Source organism: Pseudomonas sp. DSV-1 (genome assembly GCF_035830915.1).
Taxonomy (GTDB): domain Bacteria; phylum Pseudomonadota; class Gammaproteobacteria; order Pseudomonadales; family Pseudomonadaceae; genus Aquipseudomonas.
This window is the reverse complement of record NZ_JAYMYG010000001.1, coordinates 3,737,772-3,761,723: the sequence shown is the minus strand read 5'-3', so window position 1 is coordinate 3,761,723 and position 23,952 is coordinate 3,737,772. Positions and strand designations below refer to the sequence as shown.

Here is a 23,952-nt window from a genome sequence, read left to right as displayed (position 1 = left end):
TACCGCGTCGATATCATCGCGAGCAAGCCCGCTCCCACAGGGGGGATAGGTGTTTACCGTTACAACCACGACTCGGTAATGCGTCGGTCCAGCTCTTCCCAGTCAGCCATGCCCAGCACCCGGGTGGTGTTCAGGCCGCGCAGGTAGCCCCGCAGTTGATGGGCGCTGGCGTGTCTATCGGCAGTGCGGGTGCTTTCGCTTTGGAGCGCCTCTTCATAAAGGCTCAGGTACTCGTTCACCCGGTCGCGGTACTCGGGCAGTACCGCTTCGCGAATCAGGTCGAAAGTTCTCAGTTTTTGATTGGTATTCACGGGTCACCCTTTGTGAGATTTCGGGCTGTTGTTTTGATTCCAACTGTTTCCCAATGTAGCTCACATGTGACCCGTGTTAATACCCGCCGCTGCGGTCAGCGTGTCGCAGGTGCTGTCACGGACGGTGAATCAACCTGGATGCCGGGTTCTTGTCCGGTTCTTGCACAGCGGATCAACATCAGCGCGCCCAGCAACGCCGTCCCGGCCAAAAAGTACATGCCTGCATGGGGGTTGTTGAAGTAGCCCTCGGCCCAGGTTTTGACCGTGGGTGCCAGGAAACCACCCAGGTTGCCCAGCGCACCAATCACCGCAATCCCGCTGGCCGCCGCCGCGCCGCCCAAAAAGCGGGTAGGCAGTGTCCAGAACAACGGTTGCACGGTAATAAAACCGGCGGCTGCCACGCAGAACGCCAAAATCACCAGTGGCAGGCTGCCACTCAATGTCGATCCCACCATGCCCACTGCCGCCAATGCCAGCATCAGCGCGGCGAAGCGGGTTTGCTGACCTGTGCGGTCGGCATGGCGAGTCACGAGGTACAGCATGCACACGGTGGCAATCCACGGAATTGAAGTCAGTGCGCCGACTTTCAAGCCAATGCCGGTGCCCAGCAACTCGGCGATCCGCGTCGGCAGGTAGAACAGCACCCCATAGACGCTGACCTGTATCGTGAAATAGATCAGGGTGAAGTACAGCACCACCGGGTTGATCAGTGCCGCGCGCCACGACGAAGGGCCCTTGTTGGCCTTGAGCAGGTGTTCTTTTTCCAGTTCGTGTTCGATGACTGCCTTTTCTTCAGGGCTCAGCCACTTGGCGTCGCGGGGTTTGTCGGTCAGGTAGAAGAACGCAAACACGCCGATGATCGAAGCCGCGAGGCCTTCGGTCACAAACATCCATTGCCAGCCGGTGAGGCCGAATTGCGCGGTTTCCAGCAACCAGCCCGACACGGGCCCGCCCACCATCAGCGACACCGGTACGCCGAAATAGTAGATGCCGTAGGCCGAGCCGCGCTGGTTCTGCGGGAACCAGTAGGTCAGGTACAGCACCACCCCCGGCGACAGACCCGCTTCGGCCACGCCCAGCAAAAAACGCAGGATGTAAAAGCTGGTTTCGTCGTGGGCAAACATCATCGCCGCCGACACCAGCCCCCAGGTGACCATGATCCGGCTCAGCCAGATGCGGGCGCCGATCTTGTGCAGCATCAGGTTGCTGGGGACTTCGAACACCGCGTAGCCAATAAAGAAAATCCCCGCGCCCAACGCAAACGCTGCGTTGCTCAGGCCGGTGTCCGCCTGAAAGGCGTGTTTGGCAAAGCCGATGTTGGAACGGTCGATGATGGCCATCGCGAACATCAACGCGACAAAGGGCAGGATGCGCCAGCGAATTTTACTCAGCGCCTGTTGCAGGACGGGGTTGGACATGAGGTGCTCCGATTCTTTTTTTTGTGGAGTACAACGGCATTTAAAGGGCTGGCTTGCCTCTGAGAGCGCCACGGGCATAAGCCGCAACGATCACAAAGCAACCCATCGGCAGCAGGTAGGCCACGGCCGTGGAGGTGTGGTCGGCCACCAGGCCCATCACGTAGGGCAGCAGCGCGCCGCCGACAATGGCCATGATCATGAATGAGCTGCCGCGCTTGGTATGCGGCCCGAGGTTTTTCACGCCCATGGCAAACAGCGTCGGGAACATGATCGACATGAAGAAGAACGTCGCCACCAGCGCCACCACCGACAGGCCTTCAATCCCCGTCACCACCACCGCGCACAGCCCGACGTTGATCAATGCGTAGATCAGCAGCAGACGCTGGGCGTTGACGCGGCCCATCAGCCAGGTGCTGAAGAACCTGCCAAACATGAAGCTGAGCATCGCCACCGAGAGCAAATACGCGGCTTGCTGGCTGCTCATGTGTGCCCAGTGTTCGGTGACGTAGTTGATGAAAAAAGCACCCACGCCGACCTGGGCGCCCACATAGAAAAACTGGGTGATCACCCCTGTGACGAACTCGCGGTGCTGCCACAGGGTTTTGTGGTCGTGCTGCCCGGCTTGCACTTCCTGCTCGCGCAGGTCGGGCAACGGGGTGCGGGCGATCAGCACCGCCACCAGCAACACCAGTGCGGCAATCACCAGGTAGGTCATTTGCAGCGATTGGGTGGTGTCGGTGCTGTTGGCGCCACTGAAGAACAGTGCGCCGCCAATCAACGGTCCGAAGAACTGCCCCAGGCCGTTGAATGACTGTGCCAGGTTCAAGCGTCGCTCGGCACCGGCGGGCTCACCCAATACCGTGGCATACGGGTTGGCGGCGGTTTCCAGGCAACCCAGGCCGCAGGCGATTACAAACAAGGCGAACAGAAAGAACTGAAAGCTCTGTGCGGCAGCGGCTGGCATGAACAGCAGGGCGCCGGTGGCGTAGAGGCACAGGCCCAGCAAAATACCGGCCTTGTAGCCGTATCGGTCCATGATGAAGCCGGCAGGCAGGGCGATCAGAAAGTACGCCCCGAAGTACGCGCTTTGCAGCAGGCCCGACTGGGCCTTGCTGACGTGCAGGGTTTCCTGAAAGTGTTTGTTCAGTACATCGAGCAGGCCATAGGACAGCCCCCACAGGAAAAACAGGCAGGTCACCAGAATCAGTGCCCAGCGATAGGACGTAACCGCCCGGGTAAAGGACGGCTCTGCGACGTTCGAGTGCTTGAGTGACATGACGCATCTCCTTTTTATTGTTGTGTGCGACTTGCATGGTTCTGTGTGGAAGCGGGTCAGGATGAGTGCTTCAAACTGAATATCCGGCTCATTGGCGCCCATTTTTCATGGGGCAAGGTCCAGGGTGTGGGCTGTTGGAAGCACCACATCAGTGCCTCCCATTCCTGCACCCTGGGGTCGCTGGCGCTGGCCCGTTCAAAAGCTTCAGTGCTGAAGCCGGGGGCGGTGTCCATGACCATGAACAACCGGGTGCCCAGGCGCCAGATCTGCATGTCCAGCACGCCGTGCTGGCGCAGGTGGGCGCTGATCTGCGGCCAGATGTGCCGGTGCAGGCGCTCGTACTCGGCGATCAATGCCGGGTCGTCCTTGAGGTCCAGCGCCAGGCACTGGCGAGTCATGTCAGCGCCCGGTCCAGGTGGGTGTAGCCACCGTCCACCACCAGCCATTGCCCGGTGGTGTGGGAGGCACGCGAGGACAGCAGAAACAGCACGCTGTCGGCGATCTCCGAGGCCGTGGTCATGCGTTGGCCGAAGGGGATTTTTTCGACGATGCTCGAAAGCTTGGCCTTCGGGTCGGCGAACGTGTCGATCCAGCGCTCATACAGTGGGGTCATGACTTCTGCCGGGATCACCGCATTGACCCGAATCCCGTCGGCCAGCAACGAAGTGGCCCATTCGCGGGTCAACGACAGTTGCGCGCCCTTGGCCGCGGTATAACCGCTGGTGCCGCCTTGCCCGGTGAGGGCCGTCTTGGAGCTGATGTTGACGATGGCCCCGCGAGTGGCCTTGAGCGCGTCCACGCACAAGTGGGTCATCACGTAGTAATGGATGAGGTTCTTTTCCAGGGAATCGACAAAGGCCGAGCGCCCGGCCTCAAGGCCCACACTGTCGTTGACCCCGGCGTTGTTGACCAGCCCGTCGATGCGTCCAAAGCGTTGCAGCACCGTCGCGACCGCTGCGCGGCAGGCGTCTTCGTCACGCAGTTCGACCTGGATGAACAGGCTCGGCGTGCCGCGTAGATCCAGTTGCCGTGCCAGTTCATCGGACAGTGGGCTGTGACCGAAAATCACCGGTATCGCGCCTTCGTCGGCCAGCCCCAGGGAGATGGCCGCGCCAATCCCCGAACCGCCGCCAGTGACGATAAAAACCTTGTCTTGCAGATACAGATTCATGGAGTCGATCCCTCTATGTTGTAGACGCGGCACGCCGTGCCACCCCAAATGGCCGCGTCTTGCGACACGCTGGCGAGCACGTCGCAGGTGTGTGCGTATTCGCTGGCCAGCAGGCACACCGGCCAGTCGGAGCCGAACATCAAGCGGTCGGGGCCGAACAGTTCCAGTGCGGTGTGCAAATAAGGCGTCAGTTGCCCGCTGTGCCAGTCTTGCCAATGGGCTTCGGTGATCAGCCCCGACAGCTTGCAACTGACGTGGGGCAAGGCAGCCAGCGGCGCGAGCTGTTTGGCCCAGGCCTTTAAATGGTTGGCCTGCACATCGGGTTTGCCCAGGTGGTCGAGCACCAGATGATGCTGATCGTGTTGTCGGCACAGTGCCGTTGCAGCCCCCAGATCCTGGGCCTTGATCAGCACTTCATAGACCAGGCCCTGGCGCTGCAAGGTGCTCAGCCCCCGGTTGAACGCCGGGTTCTGCATGAACCCGGCCGGTGAGTCTTCGTCTTGCAGTTGATGCCGAAAACCACGCAATGCCGGTGCCTGCGCCCAGCGCTCCAGGGACTGTTCAAGATCCCCCGCGCACAGGTCGACCCAACCCACCACGGCGCGAATCCACGGGTAACGCTCAGCCAACAGCAACAATTGATCGGTTTCGCCGGTACAGGCCCGGGCCTGCACGGCAATGCAGCCGTCAAGCCCGGCCGCATCCAGCAGCGGGCGCAGGTCTTCAGGCTCAAAGTTGCGGCGCAAAGCGTCCATGCCGTGACCTATCCAGGGATAGCTGGCCGGGTCATAGCGCCAGAAGTGCTGGTGGGCATCGAGCCGTAGTGAGTGTGAGGACGACATTATTATTGTGCTCCGCCCGTGGGTTCAGCCCCGGTACCGATACTGCTCGCGGGACGCTGCTTTCATCTGGATCGAGAAGCCCGGCGCCTGGGGTGGCATATAGGCCGCGTTGCGAATCACGCACGGGTCTTCAAAGTGCTCATGCAGATGGTCGACAAACTCCACCACCCGGCCTTCGTGAGTCCCGGCGATGCACAGGTAATCGATCATCGACAGGTGCTGCACGTACTCGCACAAACCTACGCCACCCGCATGGGGGCACACGGGCAGGTTGTATTTGGCGGCCATCAGCATCACGGCCAGCACTTCATTGACCCCGCCGAGACGGCAGGCGTCGATCTGCACCACATCAATGGCTTCGCGCATGATCAGTTGCTTGAACACGATACGGTTCTGGCACATCTCACCGGTTGCGACCTTGACCGGGGTAACGCCCAGGCGGATCTTGCGATGACCTTCCACGTCGTCCGGGCTGGTGGGTTCTTCGATAAACCACGGGTTGGCAAATGACAGCTCGCGCACCCAGTCAATGGCCTCGTCCACTTCCCATACCTGATTGGCGTCGATCATCAACTGGCGATCCGGCCCCAACACCTCGCGTGCGATACGCACGCGGCGGATGTCGTCCTGCAGGTCATGGCCGACCTTCAGTTTGACGTGGCTGAAGCCTGCATCCACCGCCTCCTGGCACAGCCTGCGCAGTTTGTCATCGGCATAACCGAGCCACCCGGCCGAGGTGGTGTAGCAGGGGTAGCCGTCAGCTTCGAGCGAAGCCAGGCGCTCGGCCTTGCCCTGGGCGCGTTCGCGCAACAACGTGAGGGCTTGTGCCGGGGTTATGCAGTCGGTGATGTAGCGAAAATCAATGCAGCGCACCAGTTCTTCGGGGCTCATGTCGGCCACCAGGCGCCACACGGGTTTGCCTTCTGCCTTGGCCCACAGGTCCCAGGCGGCATTGACCACCGCGCCAGTGGCCAGGTGAATGGCGCCCTTGTCCGGGCCGATCCAGCGCAGTTGGCTATCGCTGGTGACGTGGCGCCAGAAGCGGCCCATGTCTTCGGCGATCCATTCCAGCTTCAACCCCACCAGCAGGCTGGACAGGGCCTTGATCGAGGCGCAGCAGATTTCATTGCCACGGCCGATGGTGAAGGTCAGGCCATGGCCTTCAAGGCCCGGGGTGTCGGTTTCGAGGATGACATAGGCCGCCGAGTAGTCCGGGTCCGGGTTCATCGCGTCAGAACCGTCGAGCGATTGCGAGGTGGGGAAGCGGATGTCTTCAACCCGTACGGCAGTAATCGTGGTCATGGTGCAGCTCCCTGTCAGTCGGCATTCACGGTGCGTTGCTGTTGTTCGCCCAGCCCGCTGATACCCAGGCGCATGGTCTGGCCTGCGCGCAGGTACACGGGTTCGGGCTTGATGCCCAGGCCGACACCTGGCGGGGTGCCGGTGGAAATCACGTCGCCCGGTTGCAGGCTCATGAACTGGCTGAGGTAGCTGATGATTTTCGGGATCTGGAAAATCATCGTCCGCGTGTTGCCGTTCTGGTAGCGCTTGCCGTCCACTTCCAGCCACAGGTCGAGCTGGTGCGGGTCGGCGATTTCATCACGGGTCACCAGCCACGGCCCAAGCGGGCCGAAGGTGTCGCAGCCCTTGCCTTTGTCCCAGGTGCCGCCCAGCTCCAGCTGGAACTCACGCTCGGACACGTCGTTGATCACGCAATATCCAGCCACATGCTCAAGGGCATCGCTTTCGCTGATGTAGCGACCGCCTTTGCCGATGACCACGCCCAGTTCGACTTCCCAGTCGGTTTTGCGCGAGTTGCGCGGGATTTCAACGTTGTCGTTGGGGCCGACAATGGCGCTGGTCCATTTGCTGAACACCACAGGCTCGGCGGGGATGGCGGCGCCGGTTTCGGCAGCATGGTCGGCGTAGTTGAGGCCGATGCAGATAAATTTGCCGACCTGACCAACGCAGGCGCCGATACGTGGGGAGCCCTCAACCAGTGGCAGGGTCGAGGGGTCGATATCTTGCAGGCGGGCAATGCTTTCGGGGCTCAGGGTTTGGCCTGCGATGTCTGCGACCACTGCGGACAAGTCGCGCAGTTGACCGTTGTTGTCGAGCAGGGCAGGGCGTTCCTGACCTTTGTTACCGTAGCGCAGCAGTTTCATAAACAATCCTTTTTGGAAGGGGCAGGGCCCTGTGGAAGCGAGCAAGCCCGCTCCCACGAGAGCAAAGTCAAAAGCTATGGCGTCAGTTGCTCCAGCCGCCATCAATGATTTGTGCCGTGCCGGTGGTGAAGCCGCTGGCACTCGATCCCAGGTACAGCGCCAACTGGGCGATTTCTTCGGCGGTGCCGATGCGGCCCATGGGCTGGCGCGCAGCAAAGGCGGCGTACACCTCGTCGACACTGCGGCCTTCGCGCAGAGCCTGTTCGCTGATGCGCTGGCGCAGGGAAGGGGAGTCGACGGTGCCGGGGCAGATGGCGTTGCAACGGATGTTCTGGCTCACAAAATCAGCCGCCACTGAACGGGTCAGGCCAATGACCGCGCCTTTGCTGGCGCAGTAGGCAAAGCGGTTGGGCACGCCTTTGACGCTGGAGGCCACCGAGGCCATGTTGATGATCGAACCGCCGCCGTTGCCCAGCATGCCCGGCAAGAAAGCGCGGATCATGCGGTACATGGCGGTCACGTTGAGGTCCAGGGCGAAGCTCCAGTCCTTTTCGCTGCATTCCAGAATATTGCCGCTGTGAACCACGCCCGCGCAGTTGAACAGCACATCCAGCGGGCCAAGTGTTTTGGCCAGGCGCTCGATGGCAGCGGCGTCGGTGACGTCCAGAAGATGAGTGTGCGCGCCTTCAAGGGCGTCGAGGGCGGCGGCATTGATGTCGGCGGCGAAGACTTCGGCGCCAGCGGCGAGATACGCCTGGACACTGGCCTGGCCAATACCCTGAGCGGCCGCAGTGATCAGCACGCGTTTGCCGGAAAGATCCATGGGTGCTCCATTGCGATGTTGTTGTTTTTGTAGTTATAGGCCTAATGGTCAGGCCATTGCAGGCGTAACAAATGGCAAAACGACGCAAGTGTGTGGATAAGGTTTGCTATGATCGCTTTACGTTATCCGTCCAATGGTCAGGCCATTGGTCCTTTTGTAGCATGCACCTCAAGCTTCAACAAGCGCCTTTTTTTGCCAAACGAGCTTGTCGAAGGCTGTCCTTACCAGAGCTTATTTCCTGATGCCATTTCAAGTTATTGATAATCAAAGGCTTTATCGGCAAATCGCTGATCAGCTACGGGCCTTGATCGACAGCGGTGAATTTCCGCCGGGCAGCCGCTTGCCGGCTGAGCGGGAGTTGGCCAAGTTGCTGGGCGTGAGTCGCGCTTCGGTGCGCGAGGCGATGATTGCGCTGGAAGTCATCGGCCTGGTGGATGTGCGCGTGGGTAACGGAGTGCTGGTCTGTGAGCCTCCGGTGCAGGCGGTGTCCGATGAGCCGGTGATGGCCCAGGCCACCCGCAATCAGTGGAAAGAACTGGACCCCGAACTGGGCATCGAAGTTGATTTCAGCGCTGAAATCCCGCCGTTCGCCTTGCTTCAGGCCCGGCGCCTGATCGAGCCCGAGGCCGCTGCACTGGCGGCGGTGAATGCCAGTGACGAAGAATTGGCGGGCATCCGCGAGGCGTTCGAACGCAACGTGCAGGACAATCGCGAAGACTCCCATACCCACCCGGGCGACCGCCTGTTCCATATCCGCATCGCCCAGGCCTCGGACAACCCGGCCTATGCGCTGATGATCCAGCATTTGCTGGGGCACCGTTACGGCAGCATGTTCCAGCGTTTGCAAAGCCATTACACCCCGGACGACATGATTCATCGTTCGGAAAATGAACACCGGCGCGTGCTGCAAGCGCTGGAGCAGCACGACCCGGACGCTGCGCGTCAGGCCATGGCCGAGCACCTGGATGAGGTGATCCGCATCTTCACCCGCAGTGCTCGCTGACGCTCAATCGACAGCCGGGTCGGCTTGGGATAATTCCTACGCTTAAGGGGAAATTTCCTAGGTAACTATCCTGTTGTCTCCGGGACAATTGACCTACACCGTTTTTCGATGGGTCAACCTGATGTCTGGTCATTCACTGCGTATCCTGATTTTGGAAGATGACGACTTCCAGCGCGCCGTAGCGGTGAGCCTGTTTCGCTCGCTGGGCTGTCATGAAGTGTTTGAGGCCAGTGATGGCAGTGAGGCGCTGGCGGTTCTTGAGCAGGCAGGTGCGGTGGATATCGCCGTCTGCGATTTGCAGATGGAAGGCATGGACGGTCTGGCCTTTTTGCGCCGGGTGGGCAAGTCGGGGCAAGTCAAAGCCATCATCATCAGCAGTGCCCTGTCGGCTGACTTGCGCCGCACGGCGCGTCAGATCGTTACCCTTTTGGGGTTGGAGTTGCTGGGTGATGTCGGCAAGCCGCTGCACGCCGAAGTGCTTGGGCCTCTGCTGGCAAAGTATCAGGGCGCCTGCACCACCGAGAAAACGCCCGGCAGTAAGGTGCAACTGGCCTGTGAAGACGAGGTGCGCCAGGCCCTGGCCCTGCAGCAACTGCAGGCCTGGTACCAACCCAAGTTCAACCTGCAGACCGGCGAGGTGTGTGGTGTTGAGGTGCTGTGTCGCTGGCAGCACCCGAGTAAAGGGGTGCTGCCCCCGGCCATGTTTATCCCGGTGCTGGAGCGCTGCGGGTTGATGGACGACATGTTGTTTGCCCAACTGGATCAGGCGTTGAGACTGCAAGAGCAAGCCAGGATTCAGGGCTTTCCCTTGAACATGGCGTTCAACCTGCAAACCGCGCAATTGGCCAATAACCAGCTGACTTACACCCTCAAGGGCATCCTGACCCGGCATGTGACGCCAGGCTCCAGGCTGACCTTCGAACTGACCTTCGAACTGACCGAGAACGGACTGCTGCAAGCGCCGGCCGCCAGCCTGGAGAACCTGGTACGCCTGCGAATGATGGGCTGCCGGTTATCGATCGACGACTTTGGAACCGGGTTTTCCTCGCTGCAACGGCTGTGTCAGTTGCCATTTAATGAAATCAAGCTCGACGCCGGGTTTGTTCGCCACCTGGAGCATGAACCGCGCTGCGAAGCGGTGATCGCCAACACCCTGGCCCTGGGTAAAACCCTGGGCATGTCGGTGGTCATTGAAGGGATCGAAACCGAGGCCCAGTTTCAGCGTTTGCTGACAATGGGGTGCGTTGAAGGGCAGGGCTACTGGTTTGCACGACCCATGAGCGGACAGGACTTGCTGCACTGGTTGCAACAACGTGAAGCCAGTCCTGGCGCTGAGGTTTCAACGGCGCCGGATCACTCGAATGAGTACGGCGTCAGTGCAGTCGGGTCGATGTTCTGATCCACGGTGGCCATCGCATCCTTGAGCGGGCAAAGCAGGCCGACGCTGGTTTTACGGCAGTCCCCGGCGCTGTTGAAATCACGCTTGAGCGGTTTTTGGGCGCCGGTCAGCTGCGTCAGGTTGCGGATCTGATCCATTGACTGCGCCTCAAAGGCAATGCGCAGAAAGTACTCGCCGGTTTTGACTTCCTTGTAGCGTTCAAACTGCAGCGTACCGACGGGCGGGATATTGTTCTCGATGTAGTCCCCCAGCTTCCAGCCGAAGCCGAGCATGGTGCGCAGGTAGGCGATATTGGTGTCGTGGGCCACGAGCAGCATCAGCGGCACATCAGGCGGGATGCTTTGCCCGTCTTTTTGGGCCAGCGGGGTGCCTTGCTTGAGTTCCAGCGAAATCTGGTTCATCAGCTCTGACGCACCGCGACTGGCGATATAAGGGATGTCATTGAGGTAGTCGTACTTGGCTTTGGTCAGCACCATCAGGCTGGACACTTGGGCTGCGGTACGACCGTTGCCGAACGCGACTTTATCCAGTGGCAAGCCCTGGCTGTATTCCAGGCGGAACACTTCGCCCATGTTGGCGCCCGCGCTCAGGCCCTTGATCGAGAAGCGGCCCTTGGCGTTTTGTTCAAGGGTCCAGGCTTGTTTGCCATAGGGGCAGTCAGCCCCGGGCAGGCAGGCGACTTCCCTGAGTTTTTCTTCAAAGGGTTGGTAGCGCGCCTGTGCCGCTTCGACGCTGCCACCCAAGGCTTTGAGGATTTCGGCTTTGGCTTTCACCGGGTCAAGGGCGGCAAAGGGCATTTCATTGGCCTGGAACAAGGCGTCCTGATTGCCGCTGACATAGGTCGGTTGCAGCCCGCAGCCGGGGAACATGCCATCGAGCAGGGCCTGTGCGGTGGCCTTGGTGCGCTGCAGGGGGCTGGCGTGTACCAGCAACTGGCTGGCATCCGGGCAACCCTTGGGGATCAGTCCGGCGGTGCGCAGTACCTCCCCGCGGTAGCGGCCCATTTCGACAGCACCGGTATAGCCGTGGCCGGTCAAGTTGCCCAAGGGCACAAGCCAGGTTGGCCATTGGCGCTGAGTGACGGAGGTCAGCAGTTTTTCATTGGATTGGGTGGGAGGTCGCACGCCATGACGGCTGACTTGCACGACTTTATCCAGCACATAGCCATCGCTTGTGGGGGTTTGGGCGAAGGCTGCAGGGCTGAGCAGGCTGGCCAGCAGCAGGCTGGTAAAAAGAGGGGGCAACGGCTTCATCGTTTTTCCTTTTGGTCTTCCTGACACGGTGGGCAAAGAGCTTAGACAGTTATCGGGTAAACACCGCACAACCTGGCGTATTGGCTCTGTGGGAGCGGGCTTGCTCGCGATAGTATCGACGCGGTGTACCTGGTGGACCGCGCCGCCTGAATCGCGAGCAAGCCCGCTCCCACAATGCCGATACGGTCCATCATCAGCGACTACACAAATCTGGAGCAGGTGCGTATTTTGTACCCATTGCCCTCAGTGGCCTGCACAACAAGGAACGTGTCATGACGAGCGATGGCCAGGGCTCACTCGCACAGCGATTGGCGGGTATTGATGAGGTTGAGTGCGTCACGCCCGATCTCAATGGCGTACCCCGTGGCAAGGTGATGACCGCTGCGGGATTTCTCGAAGGTCGGCGCTTGCAGATGGCCCGTGGCGTGCTGTTGCAATGCATCATGGGCGGCTACCCCGAGTCGCGTTTCTATGGCAGCGACGATGGCGACCTGGCCCTGGTGCCAGACCTTGCCCAACTCCATCGCTTGCCCTGGAGTCAGCAGCCCCGTGCCCTGGCCATTTGTGACGCCGATGAGTTCAGCGGTGAAAGCTCGGCGTTGTCGACGCGAGGTCAGTTGAAGGCGGTTATTGCCCGTTACGCGGCCCGCGGTCTGGCGCCGGTGGTGGCGACTGAGCTTGAGTTCTTTGTGTTTGCGCCCAACACCGATCCGACTCAGCCATTCCGTCCGCCTGTGGGGCTCGATGGTCGTCCTGAAGAAGGTTTTTCTGCGTTCAGCATCAGCTCCAATAACGGCTTGCGGCCTTTTTTCAGCGAGGTCTACGCATGCATGGCGGCACTGGGCTTGCCGCGCGACACCTTTATGCACGAGATGGGCGTCAGTCAGTTTGAAATAAACCTGCTGCACGGGGATCCGCTGCTGCTCGCCGACCAGACGTTTTTGTTTAAGCATTTACTCAAGGAAGTCGCCCTCAAGCATGGACTGACCGTTGTGTGCATGGCCAAGCCACTGGCCCACACCGCCGGCAGCTCGATGCACATTCACCAGAGCGTGGTGGAGCTGGGCAGCGGTCGTAATGTGTTCAGCGACGAGGCGGGGCAGTCGACGGCCGCCTTTCGCCACTTTATCGGTGGGCAGCAGGCAGGCATGGCTGACTTCACGGCGCTGTTTGCGCCCAACGTCAATTCCTATCAGCGTCTGTTCCACCCCTATGCCTCGCCGAACAATGCGTGCTGGTCCCACGATAACCGTGCTGCAGGCCTTCGGATCCCGGCCAGCTCACCCGTGGCGCGGCGGGTTGAAAACCGTTTGCCGGGCGCTGACGCCAATCCGTATCTGGCCATTGCCGCCAGCCTTGCGGCAGGGTTATATGGCATTGAGCATGAGCTGGAACCGAGCGCTGCGATTCAGGGCGAATTCGAAGTGCCCCCGGCGCTGTCATTGCCCTGTACCTTGCATGCAGCCCTTGATCGCCTCAAGCGCAGTCAGTTGGCGATTGAACTGTTCGGGGTGGAGTTCATCGAAGGTTACGTTGCGTCCAAGACGCTGGAACTTACCAGCTTCCATGACGAAATAACTCCCTGGGAGCGTCGCGTTCTGGCGGCTCAGGCTTAACTGTTTAAATCTGTGGCACCGGGCCTTGCCCGGCTGCAGATACAAGGAGCCGCACGGAAAGCCAATGCACCAAATCTGGAAGTCTTTTCGAGCGTTGTACTTTGCCTCGCTGATGATGTTGATCGGCTCTGGCCTCTTGAGTACCTATCTGGCGCTGCGCCTGGCGGCCGACAACGTTGACGGCCTGTGGGTCGGCGCGTTGATGGCGGCCAACTATTTTGGCCTGGTCCTGGGCGGCAAGATCGGCCACCGGCTGATTGCCCGGGTCGGGCATATCCGTGCCTACGCCACCTGCGCCGGTATTGTCGGTGCGGCGGTGCTGTGTCACGGGCTGACGGACTGGTTGCCGGTATGGTTGCTGCTGCGGGTGATCGTCGGTCTGGGCATGATGTGCCAGTACATGGTCATCGAAAGCTGGCTCAATGAGCAGGCCGATGCCAAGCAGCGAGGCGTGGTGTTCAGCCTGTACATGATCGCTTCCTATCTGGGCCTGGTGCTCGGCCAATTGATCCTGGTGATCCATCCGGCCCTGGGGCTCGAGTTGCTGATGGTTGTGGCGTTGTGCTTTGCCCTGTGCCTGGTGCCCGTGGCCATGACCCGACGTATTCACCCGGCGCCCCTGCACCCCGCACCGATGGACCCCAAGTTTTTTATCAAGCGTGTACCCCAGTCGTTGATCGCGGTGATGGGCGCGGGCCTGCTGGTGGGTTCGTTCTACGGTCTGGCGCCGCTTTATGCCTCGCAGCAGGGGCTGTCGACCGAGCTGGTCGGTCTGTACATGGGTAGCTGTATTTTTGCCGGGTTGCTGGTGCAGTGGCCATTGGGCTGGTTGTCCGACCGCTATGACCGGCCGTTGCTGATCCGCATCTTCGCCTTCTTGCTGGCGCTGGCCGCATTGCCGCTGGCGATCCTGCCGTCGGTACCGCTGGAGGTGCTGTTTGTGGCCGGTGGCATGGCGGCGTTGATGCAGTTTTGCATCTATCCGCTGGCCGTGGCATTTGCCAATGACCACATTGAGCCGGAGCGTCGAGTGTCGCTGACCGCCATGTTACTGGTGACCTACGGCATTGGGGCGAGTGTGGGACCGCTGGTGGCGGGGGTTCTGATGAAGGTGCTTGGCAGCCACATGCTCTACGCCTTTTTCAGCGTGGCGGGTTTGATCCTGGTGTGGCGAATTCGCCCGAATGCAGTGACCAACCTGCACCAGGTCGATGATGCGCCGCTGCATCACGTGGCAATGCCTGACAGCATGTCCAGTTCACCGCTGGTAGCGGCGCTTGACCCGCGGGTGGATGAGCAGGTGGTGCAGGAGCAGATGGTGGATAACGTGGAGCCGGAACCGGAACCGGAACCCAAGCCCTAGACACTTTCCCTGTGGGAGCGGGCTTGCTCGCGAAGGCAGCTCCCACAGGATGTGCAGGGTTTACTCACGTTCAGTAATCGTCGTCTTTATCAAACTGGCGCGCTTCGCGTTGCAGTTGATACACAAAACGTTCGACCTGACGCTGTACGGCGCCGCTGATGTTGTGAAAGCGCATGCCGGCAAAGGTAATGTTCAGCCGCTCTTCAAAGTGCAGGTAACGCAACTCGACCGGGGTGGACATCAGGCCAAACGGCAGGTCGGCGCTGAAGCGCTCATACACCTGACCCAGTTGCATGCCCTGGCCGATATCACCCTCAAAACGCAATTTGCAGCCCGTTGCAGAAACGTCCAGCAACTTGCCTTTGATCGGGGTTTTGAGTTTTTCACCCGCGACCTCCACGCTGACCAGATTGGCCAGCCGCAGGGCCGCACGAAAGGCGTTGCGCCGCTGGTGGTAAACCACTTCGCGGGGTAGCGCACCGCGATAGCAGCGGTGATCCTTGCTGTCATCAAGGGTCAGCGGTGTGGTGCACTCCCAGGCAATGCGCACGCCATCGTGGAAACCCTCAACCCGAAACGGTATGCCAGCCTCAAGAAAGCGCTCGCCGTCACGGGGGATCATTTCGTCCAGCGCCATGGTGTTGCGCTCACGGTCTATATCCACCACATAGCTTTGGAAGCGCTGGGTGCGATCCTGGAAAGTGATGATCAGCGGGTCATGGCTCTCTTGCAGCATCCGCAGGTTGGAGGCAATTTCCAAAGGGGTAGTCAGCACCTTTGGCGGTTGCGGAGCATCTTGGGCGTCGAACACGGTTGATCAATCTCCAGACAAAATACAGCGACACGCAAAAAAGAGGCATTCTGCCATTATGGTGCGTGTCTCGCTACAGGCTGCGGATGCGCAGGCTCAAGCCTGGCTGTAGGCGCGATGCTTGTTGAGCATCGAAGTGGTGCCGCGGGCGTCATACAACGAGGGGGCTTCGCCGCCATGAAGAATGCGCAGCTGGTTGGCGGTGATTGCCTGCTGGGTCTGGATCGACTGTCCATTGAGCAGGTTCGCAGCCTGGCATTGGGCCAGTAACTGGTTCAGCACATCGCTTTGGCTGAGCAGTTGCGCGCCTACGCTTGAGTGGCTGGCAAGGCTTTCGAGGCCGCTGCGGTTGGTGGCCAGGCCAAGGGCCGCGAGAATCTCGCTGCGCTTGCGGCCATGTTGCTCCAGCAAAATGATCAACGACTGTTTGCGCGCCAGAATGTTTTCCAGCACCTGCATGTCGCGGCCTTTCAGGGCAATGGACTCGTCTTGCAGCAGGCCGAGCAGTTGTTCAGCGGGGGCCAGGTCATCATTGATCAGTTGCAGTAAATTTTCGTCGTGCATAACGGGCTCTGGGAGTTAAGCGTCCAAAAGCCTGGCACAGGCCATGTGGGCCTAGCGCTGGGCTTCCATGTTGAGCAGTTTGCTGGCGACCCGGTTGCTGTCGACTTTGTAGCTGCCCTCGGCGATGGCCTGTTTAAGCTCGGCCACCCGATTTTTGTCGACAACAGGTTGGTCACGCAACGAGTCGCTGATCTTCTGCAACTGCTGAGCCTCTTGGCTGAGGTGTACAGATTCCCCGCTGGGGGCGCTGGCGCTGGTTTGCTCAGGGCCTTTAGCCGGGGCCGCTTGCGTGGCGCTGCCTGCTTCCTGATTTGCATTGCTGCGCGTACTGCCGGTTAAGGGCGGCGCGCTGCCAAGACGACTGAAGTCGATGACCATAACGATAAACCTCTGGGTATTTGGACGCTTGCCATGTTTTCGGCCATACCCGGAAAAACTTTAGGCTCGATTAATCATAGCTTCACACAGAACTGTACTGATCTGCGTCAAACCACAGTGTAGGAAAGTCCGGAGACTGATGCCAACTTTCCTACAATGCCACCTCAACTTGACCGGGTGCTGTCACTCGGGCCCGGATCACACGTTTGGAGTTCAGGTTCTTGACTCGTATCTGCTCGCTGAGGCCTCCGTCTGACAGGGCTTCGCCGGGCATTTTGACACTTAACGTACCGCTACGGGCGCTGATGACCACATGGTCGCCCTTGCGCACGGTGGCAACCTGTTCCAGGTGCGTGAGGGTCAGTACCTGATCGGTGATCATGGGCCGCAGCAGCTTTTGACCCACTGCCAGTTCAGTCGCCGTCAGGTAGCCCTGATTGATCAGGCTGATATCCCGCTCGCGCAAGGTGACATCGGCATAGTCGATCACCATGCCGCGCTTGAGCGGGTGATTGACGATGACCACGTCACGGAACAGTTTGACCTGGGCTGGAACGAAGATAGTCCAGGGCGAGCCCCCTTCGCAGCGCACGCGCACGATCACCCGGCCCATGGGTTGTGCCGGACTTTCCAGGGTTGCTGTCAATTCCTTGTCGCAATGAGCCAGTCGCAGACGGGGGTCAAGGTTGTTGACCTGGATCTGATATCGCCCCTCGGTCTGGCTGGTTGCCAGGTAGTCTTCAACGGTGAATTCAAGAAAGCCCTGGGTCACGCCGATAAGCTGATCAGGCGATGTAAACGCATCAGCCTGGGTATGAGTGCCCAGGCCAAGCAGGGTGCCAGCCGCCAGGACGCTCAGACAGCTGCGGCGCAGGGTCTGGAGGAAGGGCCGGTGGCAGGAAATTGTCGTTTTTGCGTTCATGGCCGATAAAAAAGCAAGCCCCGTGCCGTTTACCGGGAAGTGCGTGATGAAACTTGAAGTTTTTAAGAGGAGCTGAGAATGGCCGGGATGATGGATGCGGTTAACCAGCGCACTCAGCTGGTCGGGCAAAATCGCCTGGAGCTGTTGTTGTTTCGTCTGGATGGACCACAGCTTTACGGGATCAATGTGTTCAAGGTCAGGGAGGTGCTGCAATGCCCGAAGCTGACCTTGATTCCCAAGTCTCATCCCGTGGTATGTGGTGTGGCGAGCATTCGAGGCGCGACCATCCCGATTCTCGATCTGGCCATGGCCACCGGGGCGGGGGCCCTGAAAGATCAAAGCAGCCCGTTTGTGATCATCACCGAGTACAACACCAAGACTCAGGGCTTTCTGGTTCGCTCGGTTGAACGCATCGTGAACATGAACTGGGAAGAGATCCATCCGCCGCCCAAGGGCACGGGTAACGACCATTACTTGACGGCCGTCACCCGGCTGGACGATCAACTGGTCGAAATCATCGATGTCGAGAAGGTACTGGCAGAAGTCTCGCCATCACCTGAAACCATCACCCACGGTGTAGTGGATGTCGAAACCCGGAGCAAGGCACTGTCATTGCGGGTGCTGACCGTCGACGATTCGTCGGTGGCACGCAAGCAGGTAGCCCGTTGCCTGCAAACGGTAGGCGTTGAAGTGGTGTCGTTGAATGATGGCCGTCAGGCGCTGGACTACCTGCGCAAGCTGGTGGAGGAGGGCAAGGACCCGTCTGAAGAATTTCTGATGATGATCTCGGATATCGAGATGCCGGAAATGGACGGCTACACCCTGACTGCTGAAATCCGTAACGATCCGCGGATGCAAAAGCTGCACATCATTCTGCATACTTCGTTATCCGGGGTATTCAATCAGGCTATGGTGAAAAAGGTCGGTGCCGATGACTTTTTGGCCAAGTTCCGACCTGATGACCTGGCATCCCGGGTAGTTGACCGGATAAAAGCAGCAGACCATAGCCAGGGCTCACCCCTGGCGGTCAAATCGATTTAAGAGGCAGGACATTTGTCGACGGCTAATTTGGATTTTGAACAGTTCCGGGTCTTCCTGGAAAAAGCCTGTGGCATTTTGCTGGGTGAAAACAAGCAGTACCTCGTCTCCAGCCGGCTTAACAAGCTGATGGAGCAGCAAGGTATCAAGTCCCTGGGCGAGCTGATTCAGCGTATCCAGAGCCAGCCGCGCAGCGGGCTGCGCGAACTGGTGGTCGATGCGATGACCACCAACGAAACCTTGTGGTTTCGCGACACCTACCCCTTCGAAGTATTGAAGAACAAGGTGCTGCCCGAGCAAATCAAGGCCAGTCCTGGCCAGCGTTTGCGAATCTGGTCGGCGGCCTGTTCTTCGGGGCAGGAGCCGTACTCGTTGTCGATGGCCATTGACGAGTTTGAGCGCAGCAACCTTGGGCAGTTGAAAGCGGGGGTGCAGATTTTTGCCACCGACCTGTCGGCCCAGATGCTCAATACCTGTAAAACCGGCGAATACGACAACCTTGCGATTGGCCGGGGCCTGTCGCCAGAACGCTTGCAGCGCTATTTCGATCCCAAGGGGCCGGGGCGCTGGGTGCTCAAGACGCCGATCAAGAATCGGGTCGAGTTCCGCTCCTTCAACCTGCTGGACAGTTACGCAGGGTTTGGCAAATTCGACATCGTGTTTTGCCGCAACGTGTTGATCTACTTCTCGGCAGAAGTGAAAAAAGACATTCTGCTGCGTATCCACAGCACCTTGAAACCGGGTGGCTATTTGTTTTTGGGCGCCTCTGAAGCCCTCAACGGCTTGCCGGATCACTACCAGATGGTCCAATGCAGCCCGGGAATCATCTACCAGGCCAAATAGACCTCTATCCGCAGGCTGCGAAGGGTTGCGCAGCAACCCGTTTCCCGAGATCGGTGCAAAACCTTTTCAAGGGCCTGCGGCCCTTATCGCAGCCTTCGGCAGCGACTACAAAAAACCTGCTCCAAGCGGCAGAAAAGCGGCAGTCAGCGGTCAACCGTTGCCGCTTTTCTGGCATTGCCGCTGTCCGCAACCCGGCAAACCCTTGAAATACGGGGCTGTAAAAACTGGCACGGGGTTTGCTCTATCCCTGTCATGTAAAACCTGAATCACATTCTCAGGTCAGCCCACAAAGGTTTTCCGACATGAGCATCAGCTTCGATAAAGCGCTCGGTATCCATGAGCAAGCCCTGGGCTTTCGCGCTCAGCGTGCCGAGGTACTGGCCAACAACATCGCCAACGCCGACACCCCGAACTACAAGGCTCGGGATCTGGACTTTGCCTCTGTGCTCGCGGCACAGAGCGACAAAAACCAGAACGGCGCCTTTGCGTTGAACAAGACCAACACTCGCCATATCGAAGCCCAGGGCCTGAGCAGTGGCGACGAGTCGCTGCTGTACCGCACCCCGATGCAGCCCTCGATCGACCAGAACACCGTGGATGCTCAGTTGGAGCAATCGAACTATGCAGAGAATGCGGTCAACTTCCAGGCCAGCTTCACCCTGCTCAACAGCAAATTCAAAGGGCTGATGTCGGCCCTGCGTGGGGAGTAATCCATGTCTCTATCCAGTGTTTTCAATATTGCCGGTAGTGGCATGAGCGCCCAGACCACGCGCCTGAACACCGTGGCCAGCAACATCGCCAACGCCGACACCGTGTCTTCGAGCATCGACCAGACCTACCGTGCTCGTCACCCGGTATTTGCCACTATGTTTCAGGGCGCGCAAAGCACCACCGGCGACTCGCTGTTCCAGAATCAGGACGGTGCAGGCCAAGGTGTGCAGGTGCTGGGCGTGGTTGAGGACCAAAGCGAGCTTCAGGCCCGTTACGAACCTAACCATCCTTCTGCAGACGCCAAGGGCTATGTGTACTACCCCAACGTCAATGTGGTTGAAGAAATGGCTGACATGATTTCTGCCAGCCGTTCGTTTCAGACCAACGCCGAGCTGATGAATACCGCCAAAACCATGATGCAGAAGGTCCTGACCCTCGGTCAGTGATAAGGGGCGACGCAAATGAGTGTGACCGATTCCACCAGCGGCATGACCCTTAACCAGGTGCTTGCCAACTCCGCCCAGGCCAAGACCACCGATACCAGTCTGGCGGCGGCCTCGAAGGCTGCGTCCGGGAACACTGCGCTGGGCAAGGATGCGTTCCTGCAACTGCTGGTTACCCAACTGAAAAACCAGAACCCGCTGGACCCGCAGGACAACACTGCGTTCGTCGCGCAACTGGCCCAGTTCAGCAGCCTGGAAGGCATCACCACGCTCAACGATACGGTCACTTCGCTCTCGGGCAACTTCCAGTCTTCGCAAGCCTTGCAGGCCTCGTCGCTGGTGGGGCGCTCGGTGATTGTGCAAACCGGTGAGGCCTATGTGGACCCCGCCAGCGAAAAGCCATTCAACGGCACCGTGGTGGTCCAGGACGCCAACTCCAATCCCGTGATCAGCATTACCAATGCGGACGGTGAAGTGGTCCGCACGATCGACATGGGCACCCAGAAGGCCGGTAACGCGGGCTTTACCTGGGATGGCAAGGACGACGAGGGCGTGCTGCTGGACAAGGGCTCGTACACCTTCACCGCATCAAGCAAAACCGACACCGGCACGACGGCGCTCACCACCTACCTGCCAGCCACGGTTAACAGCGTGACCCTGAGCAAGACCGGTGGCGAAATCATGCTCAACCTCGCAGGCCTGGGCAGCATTGGCATATCCAAAGTCCAGACCATTGGCCTCTAAGCCGACTCATACGCCTCAAGGAGAGAAACATGTCATTCAATATCGGCCTTAGCGGCCTCTATGCGGCGAACAAGCAGCTCGACGTGACCGGCAACAACATCGCCAACGCTGCGACCACCGGCTTCAAATCTTCGCGGGCAGAGTTTGCCGACATCTACTCGGCCAACAAGCTGGGGATCGGCAGCAAGACCATCGGCAGTGGCGTGAACCTGGCAGCGGTTTCGCAAAACTTTGGTCAAGGTGCAGTCAACAACACCGGCAACCTTCTGGACATGGGGATTCAGGGCAGCGGCTTCTTCGTGCTGAGCGACAACGGCTCCTTGAGCTACACCCGTGCCGGTACGTTCAAGTCCGATAAAGACGGTTATGTGACCAGCTCTGATGGCACTGCGCGCTTGCAGGGTTATGGCGTGGATGCCAACGGCAATATCGTCAATGGCGTGCTGACCGACCTGCGTATCGACACCTCGAACCTGGCGCCCAAGCCTACAGGCTCGGTCACGTCCGAGATCAACCTGAACTCCAGCGCCGATGCGATCGATCAGGCCAAGGTCCCGTTCGATCCGACCGTCTCCACCAGCTACACCAAAAAATTCAGCACCACGGTCTATGACACCCAGGGCAACGCGCACCCGATGGACCAGTACATGGTCAAGACCGGTGGCAACAACTGGAGCGTCTATACCCTGATCGATGGTCGCAACCCGGATGGCACCTTGCCAACAGGCGAGAATGCCACGGCACCAGTGCCTTCAACCATGGCGTTTGATTCGGCCGGTGCGTTGACCAAGGTGACGCAGCCAGGCGCGGCTGATGACCAGGCTGAAAACACCCTGGTTGTCAGTGGCTGGAAGCCGGGCGCCATGATCAATGGCGAATGGAAAGACAACGGTGCGGCGTCCAAAGCGGGTGGCATCGTGATCAACATGGCCAAAACCACCCAGTACAACACCGATACTTCCCGTAACCCGCCCACCCAGGACGGCTATGCCACCGGCCAGATCAACAACCTGACCATCGATGGTTCGGGCGTGATGTTCGCCAACTTCAGCAACAACCAGAGCCGCGCCATCGGCCAGATTTCCCTGGCCAGCTTTACCAACGAGCAAGGCTTGCAGCCGGTGGGTGGCACCGCCTGGAAAGAAACCTACTCCTCGGGTGTGGCCGGTTACGACGCGCCGAAAATTGGCAGCCTGGGCGCCATCCAGTCCAACTCCCTGGAAGACTCCAACGTCAACCTGACCAGCGAACTGGTGGACCTGATCAAGGCGCAGAGCAACTACCAGGCCAACGCCAAAACCATCTCGACCCAAAGCACCATCATGCAGACCATTATTCAGATGACGTAATGGCGGGTCGCGGGAGGGTATGCCCGTCACCATTGTGGGAGCGGGCTTGCTCGCGATAGCAGCAGCGCGGTCTGGCAAGTGACCGCGTTGTCAGCATCGCAGGCAAGCCAGCTCCTACCCAAAGCGCGCAGGTTCAGGTGAACTCAACCCGCTCCGGCACTCGGGTCATCAGTACCTTGCCTCCACGAATCGAGACCCGCGCCTTGGCCTGGCGGCGCACCGCTTCGTAGTCGTTCTCGGCATCCAGCACCAGCAGATTTGCCGGACGGCCCACCGCAATGCCGTACCGCTCGCCCAGGTCGAGGGTGCGTGCGCTGTTGTCAGTGACCAGATCCAGGCAGCGCGCCAGGTCTTCAAAGCCCATCATGTGGCAGATATGCAAACCGGCATCCAGCACCCGCAGGATGTTGCCGTTGCCCAATGGATACCAAGGGTCCTTGATCGAGTCCTGGCCGAAGCACACGTTCATCCCGGCCCGATCCAGTTCGCCAACCCGTGTCACGCCGCGACGTTTAGGGAAGCTGTCGAAGCGGCCCTGCAAGTGGATGCTTTCGGTCGGGCACGAGACGAAGTTGATGCCCGACGCCTTGAGCAGGCGGAACAGTTTCGAGCAGTAGGCGTTGTCGTAAGAGCCCATGGCCGTGGTGTGGCTGGCGGTTACCCGGCTGCCCATACCGCGTACGCGGGCCTCTTCGGCCAGCACTTCAAGAAAGCGCGAATGGGGGTCGTCGGTTTCGTCGCAGTGCACATCCACCAGGCAGCCGGTGCGCTCGGCCAGGTCCATCAAGAATTTGATTGAACTGACCCCTTGCTCCCGGGTGTTTTCAAAGTGCGGAATGCCGCCGACCACATCAGCGCCCAATTCCACGGCCTGGGTCATCAGCTCGCGCCCTGCGGCGTATGACTCGATACCTTCCTGCGGAAACGCAACGATTTGCAGGTCAACCAGATGCCGGGCTTCTTCGCGCACTTCAATCATCGCCCGCAGTGCGGCCAGGGTTGGATCGGTCACATCGACATGGGTGCGCACGTGCTGAATGCCATGCTCGGCCAGCATGCGCAGAGTGGTGTGGGCACGCTGCTTGGTATCTTCGTGGGTGATGGTTTCCTTGCGCTGTGCCCAGCGCTCGATGCCTTCGAACAGGGTGCCGCTCACATTCCACTCGGGCTGGCCCGCGGTCAGGGCTGCATCCAGATGGATATGGGGTTCAACCAGAGGGGCGATTACCAGTTGGCCGCGGGCATCGATATCACCGTTTTGCACGGGCACAGTGCCTTGCTGCAACGTGATGGCGCCGATGCGCTCGCCTTCGCAACTGACCGTGAACAGGCCGGGTGTTTTACGCAACGTGGCATTGATGATGTTCATGGGGCGTCCTGTTGTTGAATTCTGCAACCTGCAATGTAGTCGCTGACGAGGCAGGCAGGGGGCTCCCGTCGTTTAATCGCGCAAAAAACAAAACCCCCGTTAAACCCAACTGTTACCAGGGTTTAACGGGGGTTTTTGGT

25 protein-coding genes are annotated in these 23,952 nt (G+C 59.7%); 10 read left to right on the top strand and 15 right to left on the bottom strand.

The features are described from left to right. Window positions 1–59 precede the first annotated feature (59 nt). The 9 genes from VSQ83_RS17640 to VSQ83_RS17600 all read right to left on the bottom strand — a co-directional run bounded on the left by VSQ83_RS17640 (window position 60) and on the right by VSQ83_RS17600 (window position 8,006). Complete coding sequence (locus VSQ83_RS17640) at window positions 60–311, bottom strand: hypothetical protein (protein WP_133077335.1); 252 nt, start codon at window positions 309–311, stop codon at window positions 60–62. A gap of 95 nt (window positions 312–406) precedes the next feature. Then, a complete protein-coding gene (locus tag VSQ83_RS17635; protein WP_326427272.1) occupies window positions 407–1,729 on the bottom strand; it encodes an MFS transporter in 1,323 nt (440 codons plus the stop codon). Window positions 1,730–1,769: 40 nt separating this feature from the next. Next, window positions 1,770–3,005, bottom strand: coding sequence for an L-fucose:H+ symporter permease (gene fucP, locus VSQ83_RS17630; protein ID WP_133077337.1), 1,236 nt, complete (start codon window positions 3,003–3,005; stop codon window positions 1,770–1,772). 56 nt (window positions 3,006–3,061) lie between these two features. Beyond that, complete coding sequence (locus VSQ83_RS17625; RefSeq protein ID WP_326427271.1) at window positions 3,062–3,403, bottom strand: L-rhamnose mutarotase; 342 nt, start codon at window positions 3,401–3,403, stop codon at window positions 3,062–3,064. Further along, window positions 3,400–4,176, bottom strand: a complete 777-nt coding sequence (locus VSQ83_RS17620; protein ID WP_219262047.1) for an SDR family oxidoreductase — start codon at window positions 4,174–4,176, stop codon at window positions 3,400–3,402. The genes VSQ83_RS17625 and VSQ83_RS17620 overlap by 4 nt, the downstream gene beginning before the upstream one ends. Beyond that, window positions 4,173–5,018: an amidohydrolase family protein gene (locus VSQ83_RS17615; RefSeq protein ID WP_326427270.1), complete on the bottom strand. Its 846-nt coding sequence runs from the start codon at window positions 5,016–5,018 to the stop codon at window positions 4,173–4,175. Before VSQ83_RS17615 ends, VSQ83_RS17620 begins: the two co-directional genes overlap by 4 nt. Before the next feature lie 24 nt (window positions 5,019–5,042). Continuing rightward, window positions 5,043–6,320, bottom strand: a complete 1,278-nt coding sequence (locus VSQ83_RS17610; RefSeq protein ID WP_133077341.1) for an L-fuconate dehydratase — start codon at window positions 6,318–6,320, stop codon at window positions 5,043–5,045. A 14-nt stretch (window positions 6,321–6,334) separates the two neighbouring features. Next, window positions 6,335–7,183 carry a fumarylacetoacetate hydrolase family protein gene (locus VSQ83_RS17605; RefSeq protein WP_326427269.1) on the bottom strand — a complete coding sequence of 283 codons (849 nt, stop codon included), beginning with the start codon at window positions 7,181–7,183 and terminating at the stop codon, window positions 6,335–6,337. Between the two features lie 82 nt (window positions 7,184–7,265). Then, window positions 7,266–8,006 carry an SDR family oxidoreductase gene (locus tag VSQ83_RS17600; protein WP_133077343.1) on the bottom strand — a complete coding sequence of 247 codons (741 nt, stop codon included), beginning with the start codon at window positions 8,004–8,006 and terminating at the stop codon, window positions 7,266–7,268. 241 nt (window positions 8,007–8,247) lie between these two features. Here VSQ83_RS17600 and VSQ83_RS17595 point away from each other — a divergent pair, with 241 nt between their 5' ends. Beyond that, window positions 8,248–9,009 (top strand): FadR/GntR family transcriptional regulator, encoded by a 762-nt coding sequence (locus tag VSQ83_RS17595; RefSeq protein WP_326427268.1) that lies wholly within the window; start codon window positions 8,248–8,250, stop codon window positions 9,007–9,009. A 121-nt stretch (window positions 9,010–9,130) separates the two neighbouring features. After that, window positions 9,131–10,408, top strand: a complete 1,278-nt coding sequence (locus tag VSQ83_RS17590) for an EAL domain-containing response regulator (RefSeq protein ID WP_326427267.1) — start codon at window positions 9,131–9,133, stop codon at window positions 10,406–10,408. Here the strand turns inward: VSQ83_RS17590 and VSQ83_RS17585 are convergent. Continuing rightward, window positions 10,363–11,661 (bottom strand): histidine-type phosphatase, encoded by a 1,299-nt coding sequence (locus tag VSQ83_RS17585; protein ID WP_326427266.1) that lies wholly within the window; start codon window positions 11,659–11,661, stop codon window positions 10,363–10,365. The two genes, VSQ83_RS17590 and VSQ83_RS17585, sit on opposite strands and share 46 nt — an antisense overlap. 374 nt (window positions 11,662–12,035) lie before the next feature. On the opposite strand from VSQ83_RS17585, the gene VSQ83_RS17580 reads away from it, so the two are divergent. Continuing rightward, a complete protein-coding gene (locus VSQ83_RS17580) occupies window positions 12,036–13,277 on the top strand; it encodes a glutamine synthetase family protein (RefSeq protein WP_326427733.1) in 1,242 nt (413 codons plus the stop codon). 64 nt (window positions 13,278–13,341) lie between these two features. Then, complete coding sequence (locus tag VSQ83_RS17575; RefSeq protein ID WP_326427265.1) at window positions 13,342–14,640, top strand: MFS transporter; 1,299 nt, start codon at window positions 13,342–13,344, stop codon at window positions 14,638–14,640. 70 nt (window positions 14,641–14,710) lie between these two features. Here the strand turns inward: VSQ83_RS17575 and VSQ83_RS17570 are convergent, their stop codons facing one another. The 4 genes from VSQ83_RS17570 to flgA all read right to left on the bottom strand — a co-directional run bounded on the left by VSQ83_RS17570 (window position 14,711) and on the right by flgA (window position 17,315). Next, window positions 14,711–15,451 carry a flagellar brake protein gene (locus VSQ83_RS17570; RefSeq protein ID WP_133077349.1) on the bottom strand — a complete coding sequence of 247 codons (741 nt, stop codon included), beginning with the start codon at window positions 15,449–15,451 and terminating at the stop codon, window positions 14,711–14,713. A gap of 96 nt (window positions 15,452–15,547) precedes the next feature. After that, window positions 15,548–16,015 (bottom strand): flagella synthesis protein FlgN, encoded by a 468-nt coding sequence (locus tag VSQ83_RS17565; RefSeq protein ID WP_133077350.1) that lies wholly within the window; start codon window positions 16,013–16,015, stop codon window positions 15,548–15,550. A gap of 51 nt (window positions 16,016–16,066) precedes the next feature. Next, window positions 16,067–16,393, bottom strand: a complete 327-nt coding sequence (flgM, locus tag VSQ83_RS17560; protein ID WP_326397514.1) for a flagellar biosynthesis anti-sigma factor FlgM — start codon at window positions 16,391–16,393, stop codon at window positions 16,067–16,069. A gap of 151 nt (window positions 16,394–16,544) precedes the next feature. Continuing rightward, window positions 16,545–17,315, bottom strand: a complete 771-nt coding sequence (gene flgA / locus VSQ83_RS17555) for a flagellar basal body P-ring formation chaperone FlgA (RefSeq protein ID WP_326427264.1) — start codon at window positions 17,313–17,315, stop codon at window positions 16,545–16,547. Between the two features lie 78 nt (window positions 17,316–17,393). On the opposite strand from flgA, the gene VSQ83_RS17550 reads away from it, so the two are divergent. The 6 genes from VSQ83_RS17550 (at window position 17,394) to flgE (ending at window position 22,443) form a co-directional block, all read left to right on the top strand. Beyond that, entirely contained in the window at window positions 17,394–18,356 is a 963-nt protein-coding gene (locus VSQ83_RS17550) for a chemotaxis protein CheV (RefSeq protein ID WP_133077352.1), read from the top strand. Between the two features lie 12 nt (window positions 18,357–18,368). Next, complete coding sequence (gene cheR, locus VSQ83_RS17545; protein WP_219262053.1) at window positions 18,369–19,196, top strand: protein-glutamate O-methyltransferase CheR; 828 nt, start codon at window positions 18,369–18,371, stop codon at window positions 19,194–19,196. A gap of 302 nt (window positions 19,197–19,498) precedes the next feature. Beyond that, on the top strand, window positions 19,499–19,906 hold the full coding sequence (gene flgB / locus VSQ83_RS17540; RefSeq protein WP_133077354.1) for a flagellar basal body rod protein FlgB: 408 nt from the start codon (window positions 19,499–19,501) through the stop codon (window positions 19,904–19,906). Window positions 19,907–19,909: 3 nt separating this feature from the next. Further along, window positions 19,910–20,353 (top strand): flagellar basal body rod protein FlgC, encoded by a 444-nt coding sequence (gene flgC / locus VSQ83_RS17535; RefSeq protein ID WP_133077355.1) that lies wholly within the window; start codon window positions 19,910–19,912, stop codon window positions 20,351–20,353. A gap of 15 nt (window positions 20,354–20,368) precedes the next feature. Beyond that, window positions 20,369–21,094: a flagellar hook assembly protein FlgD gene (locus VSQ83_RS17530; protein ID WP_219262054.1), complete on the top strand. Its 726-nt coding sequence runs from the start codon at window positions 20,369–20,371 to the stop codon at window positions 21,092–21,094. Window positions 21,095–21,123: 29 nt separating this feature from the next. Next, window positions 21,124–22,443 (top strand): flagellar hook protein FlgE, encoded by a 1,320-nt coding sequence (gene flgE, locus VSQ83_RS17525; protein ID WP_133077357.1) that lies wholly within the window; start codon window positions 21,124–21,126, stop codon window positions 22,441–22,443. 133 nt (window positions 22,444–22,576) lie between these two features. Here flgE and codA read toward each other — a convergent pair whose 3' ends face one another. Further along, complete coding sequence (gene codA / locus VSQ83_RS17520) at window positions 22,577–23,812, bottom strand: cytosine deaminase (RefSeq protein WP_326427263.1); 1,236 nt, start codon at window positions 23,810–23,812, stop codon at window positions 22,577–22,579. Window positions 23,813–23,952 lie beyond the last annotated feature (140 nt).

Bases quoted from the DNA above. Each gene is read 5' to 3' on its own strand.
- VSQ83_RS17635 (WP_326427272.1), bottom strand. From the start codon at position 1,729: ATGTCCAACCCCGTCCTGCAACAGGCGCTGAGTAAAATTCGCTGGCGC.
- fucP (WP_133077337.1), bottom strand. From the start codon at position 3,005: ATGTCACTCAAGCACTCGAACGTCGCAGAGCCGTCCTTTACCCGGGCG.
- VSQ83_RS17625 (WP_326427271.1), bottom strand. From the start codon at position 3,403: ATGACTCGCCAGTGCCTGGCGCTGGACCTCAAGGACGACCCGGCATTG.
- VSQ83_RS17620 (WP_219262047.1), bottom strand. From the start codon at position 4,176: ATGAATCTGTATCTGCAAGACAAGGTTTTTATCGTCACTGGCGGCGGT.
- VSQ83_RS17615 (WP_326427270.1), bottom strand. From the start codon at position 5,018: ATGTCGTCCTCACACTCACTACGGCTCGATGCCCACCAGCACTTCTGG.
- VSQ83_RS17610 (WP_133077341.1), bottom strand. From the start codon at position 6,320: ATGACCACGATTACTGCCGTACGGGTTGAAGACATCCGCTTCCCCACC.
- VSQ83_RS17605 (WP_326427269.1), bottom strand. From the start codon at position 7,183: ATGAAACTGCTGCGCTACGGTAACAAAGGTCAGGAACGCCCTGCCCTG.
- VSQ83_RS17600 (WP_133077343.1), bottom strand. From the start codon at position 8,006: ATGGATCTTTCCGGCAAACGCGTGCTGATCACTGCGGCCGCTCAGGGT.
- VSQ83_RS17595 (WP_326427268.1), top strand. From the start codon at position 8,248: ATGCCATTTCAAGTTATTGATAATCAAAGGCTTTATCGGCAAATCGCT.
- VSQ83_RS17590 (WP_326427267.1), top strand. From the start codon at position 9,131: ATGTCTGGTCATTCACTGCGTATCCTGATTTTGGAAGATGACGACTTC.
- VSQ83_RS17585 (WP_326427266.1), bottom strand. From the start codon at position 11,661: ATGAAGCCGTTGCCCCCTCTTTTTACCAGCCTGCTGCTGGCCAGCCTG.
- VSQ83_RS17580 (WP_326427733.1), top strand. From the start codon at position 12,036: ATGACCGCTGCGGGATTTCTCGAAGGTCGGCGCTTGCAGATGGCCCGT.
- VSQ83_RS17575 (WP_326427265.1), top strand. From the start codon at position 13,342: ATGCACCAAATCTGGAAGTCTTTTCGAGCGTTGTACTTTGCCTCGCTG.
- VSQ83_RS17565 (WP_133077350.1), bottom strand. From the start codon at position 16,015: ATGCACGACGAAAATTTACTGCAACTGATCAATGATGACCTGGCCCCC.
- flgM (WP_326397514.1), bottom strand. From the start codon at position 16,393: ATGGTCATCGACTTCAGTCGTCTTGGCAGCGCGCCGCCCTTAACCGGC.
- flgA (WP_326427264.1), bottom strand. From the start codon at position 17,315: ATGAACGCAAAAACGACAATTTCCTGCCACCGGCCCTTCCTCCAGACC.
- VSQ83_RS17550 (WP_133077352.1), top strand. From the start codon at position 17,394: ATGGCCGGGATGATGGATGCGGTTAACCAGCGCACTCAGCTGGTCGGG.
- flgB (WP_133077354.1), top strand. From the start codon at position 19,499: ATGAGCATCAGCTTCGATAAAGCGCTCGGTATCCATGAGCAAGCCCTG.
- flgC (WP_133077355.1), top strand. From the start codon at position 19,910: ATGTCTCTATCCAGTGTTTTCAATATTGCCGGTAGTGGCATGAGCGCC.
- VSQ83_RS17530 (WP_219262054.1), top strand. From the start codon at position 20,369: ATGAGTGTGACCGATTCCACCAGCGGCATGACCCTTAACCAGGTGCTT.
- flgE (WP_133077357.1), top strand. From the start codon at position 21,124: ATGTCATTCAATATCGGCCTTAGCGGCCTCTATGCGGCGAACAAGCAG.
- codA (WP_326427263.1), bottom strand. From the start codon at position 23,812: ATGAACATCATCAATGCCACGTTGCGTAAAACACCCGGCCTGTTCACG.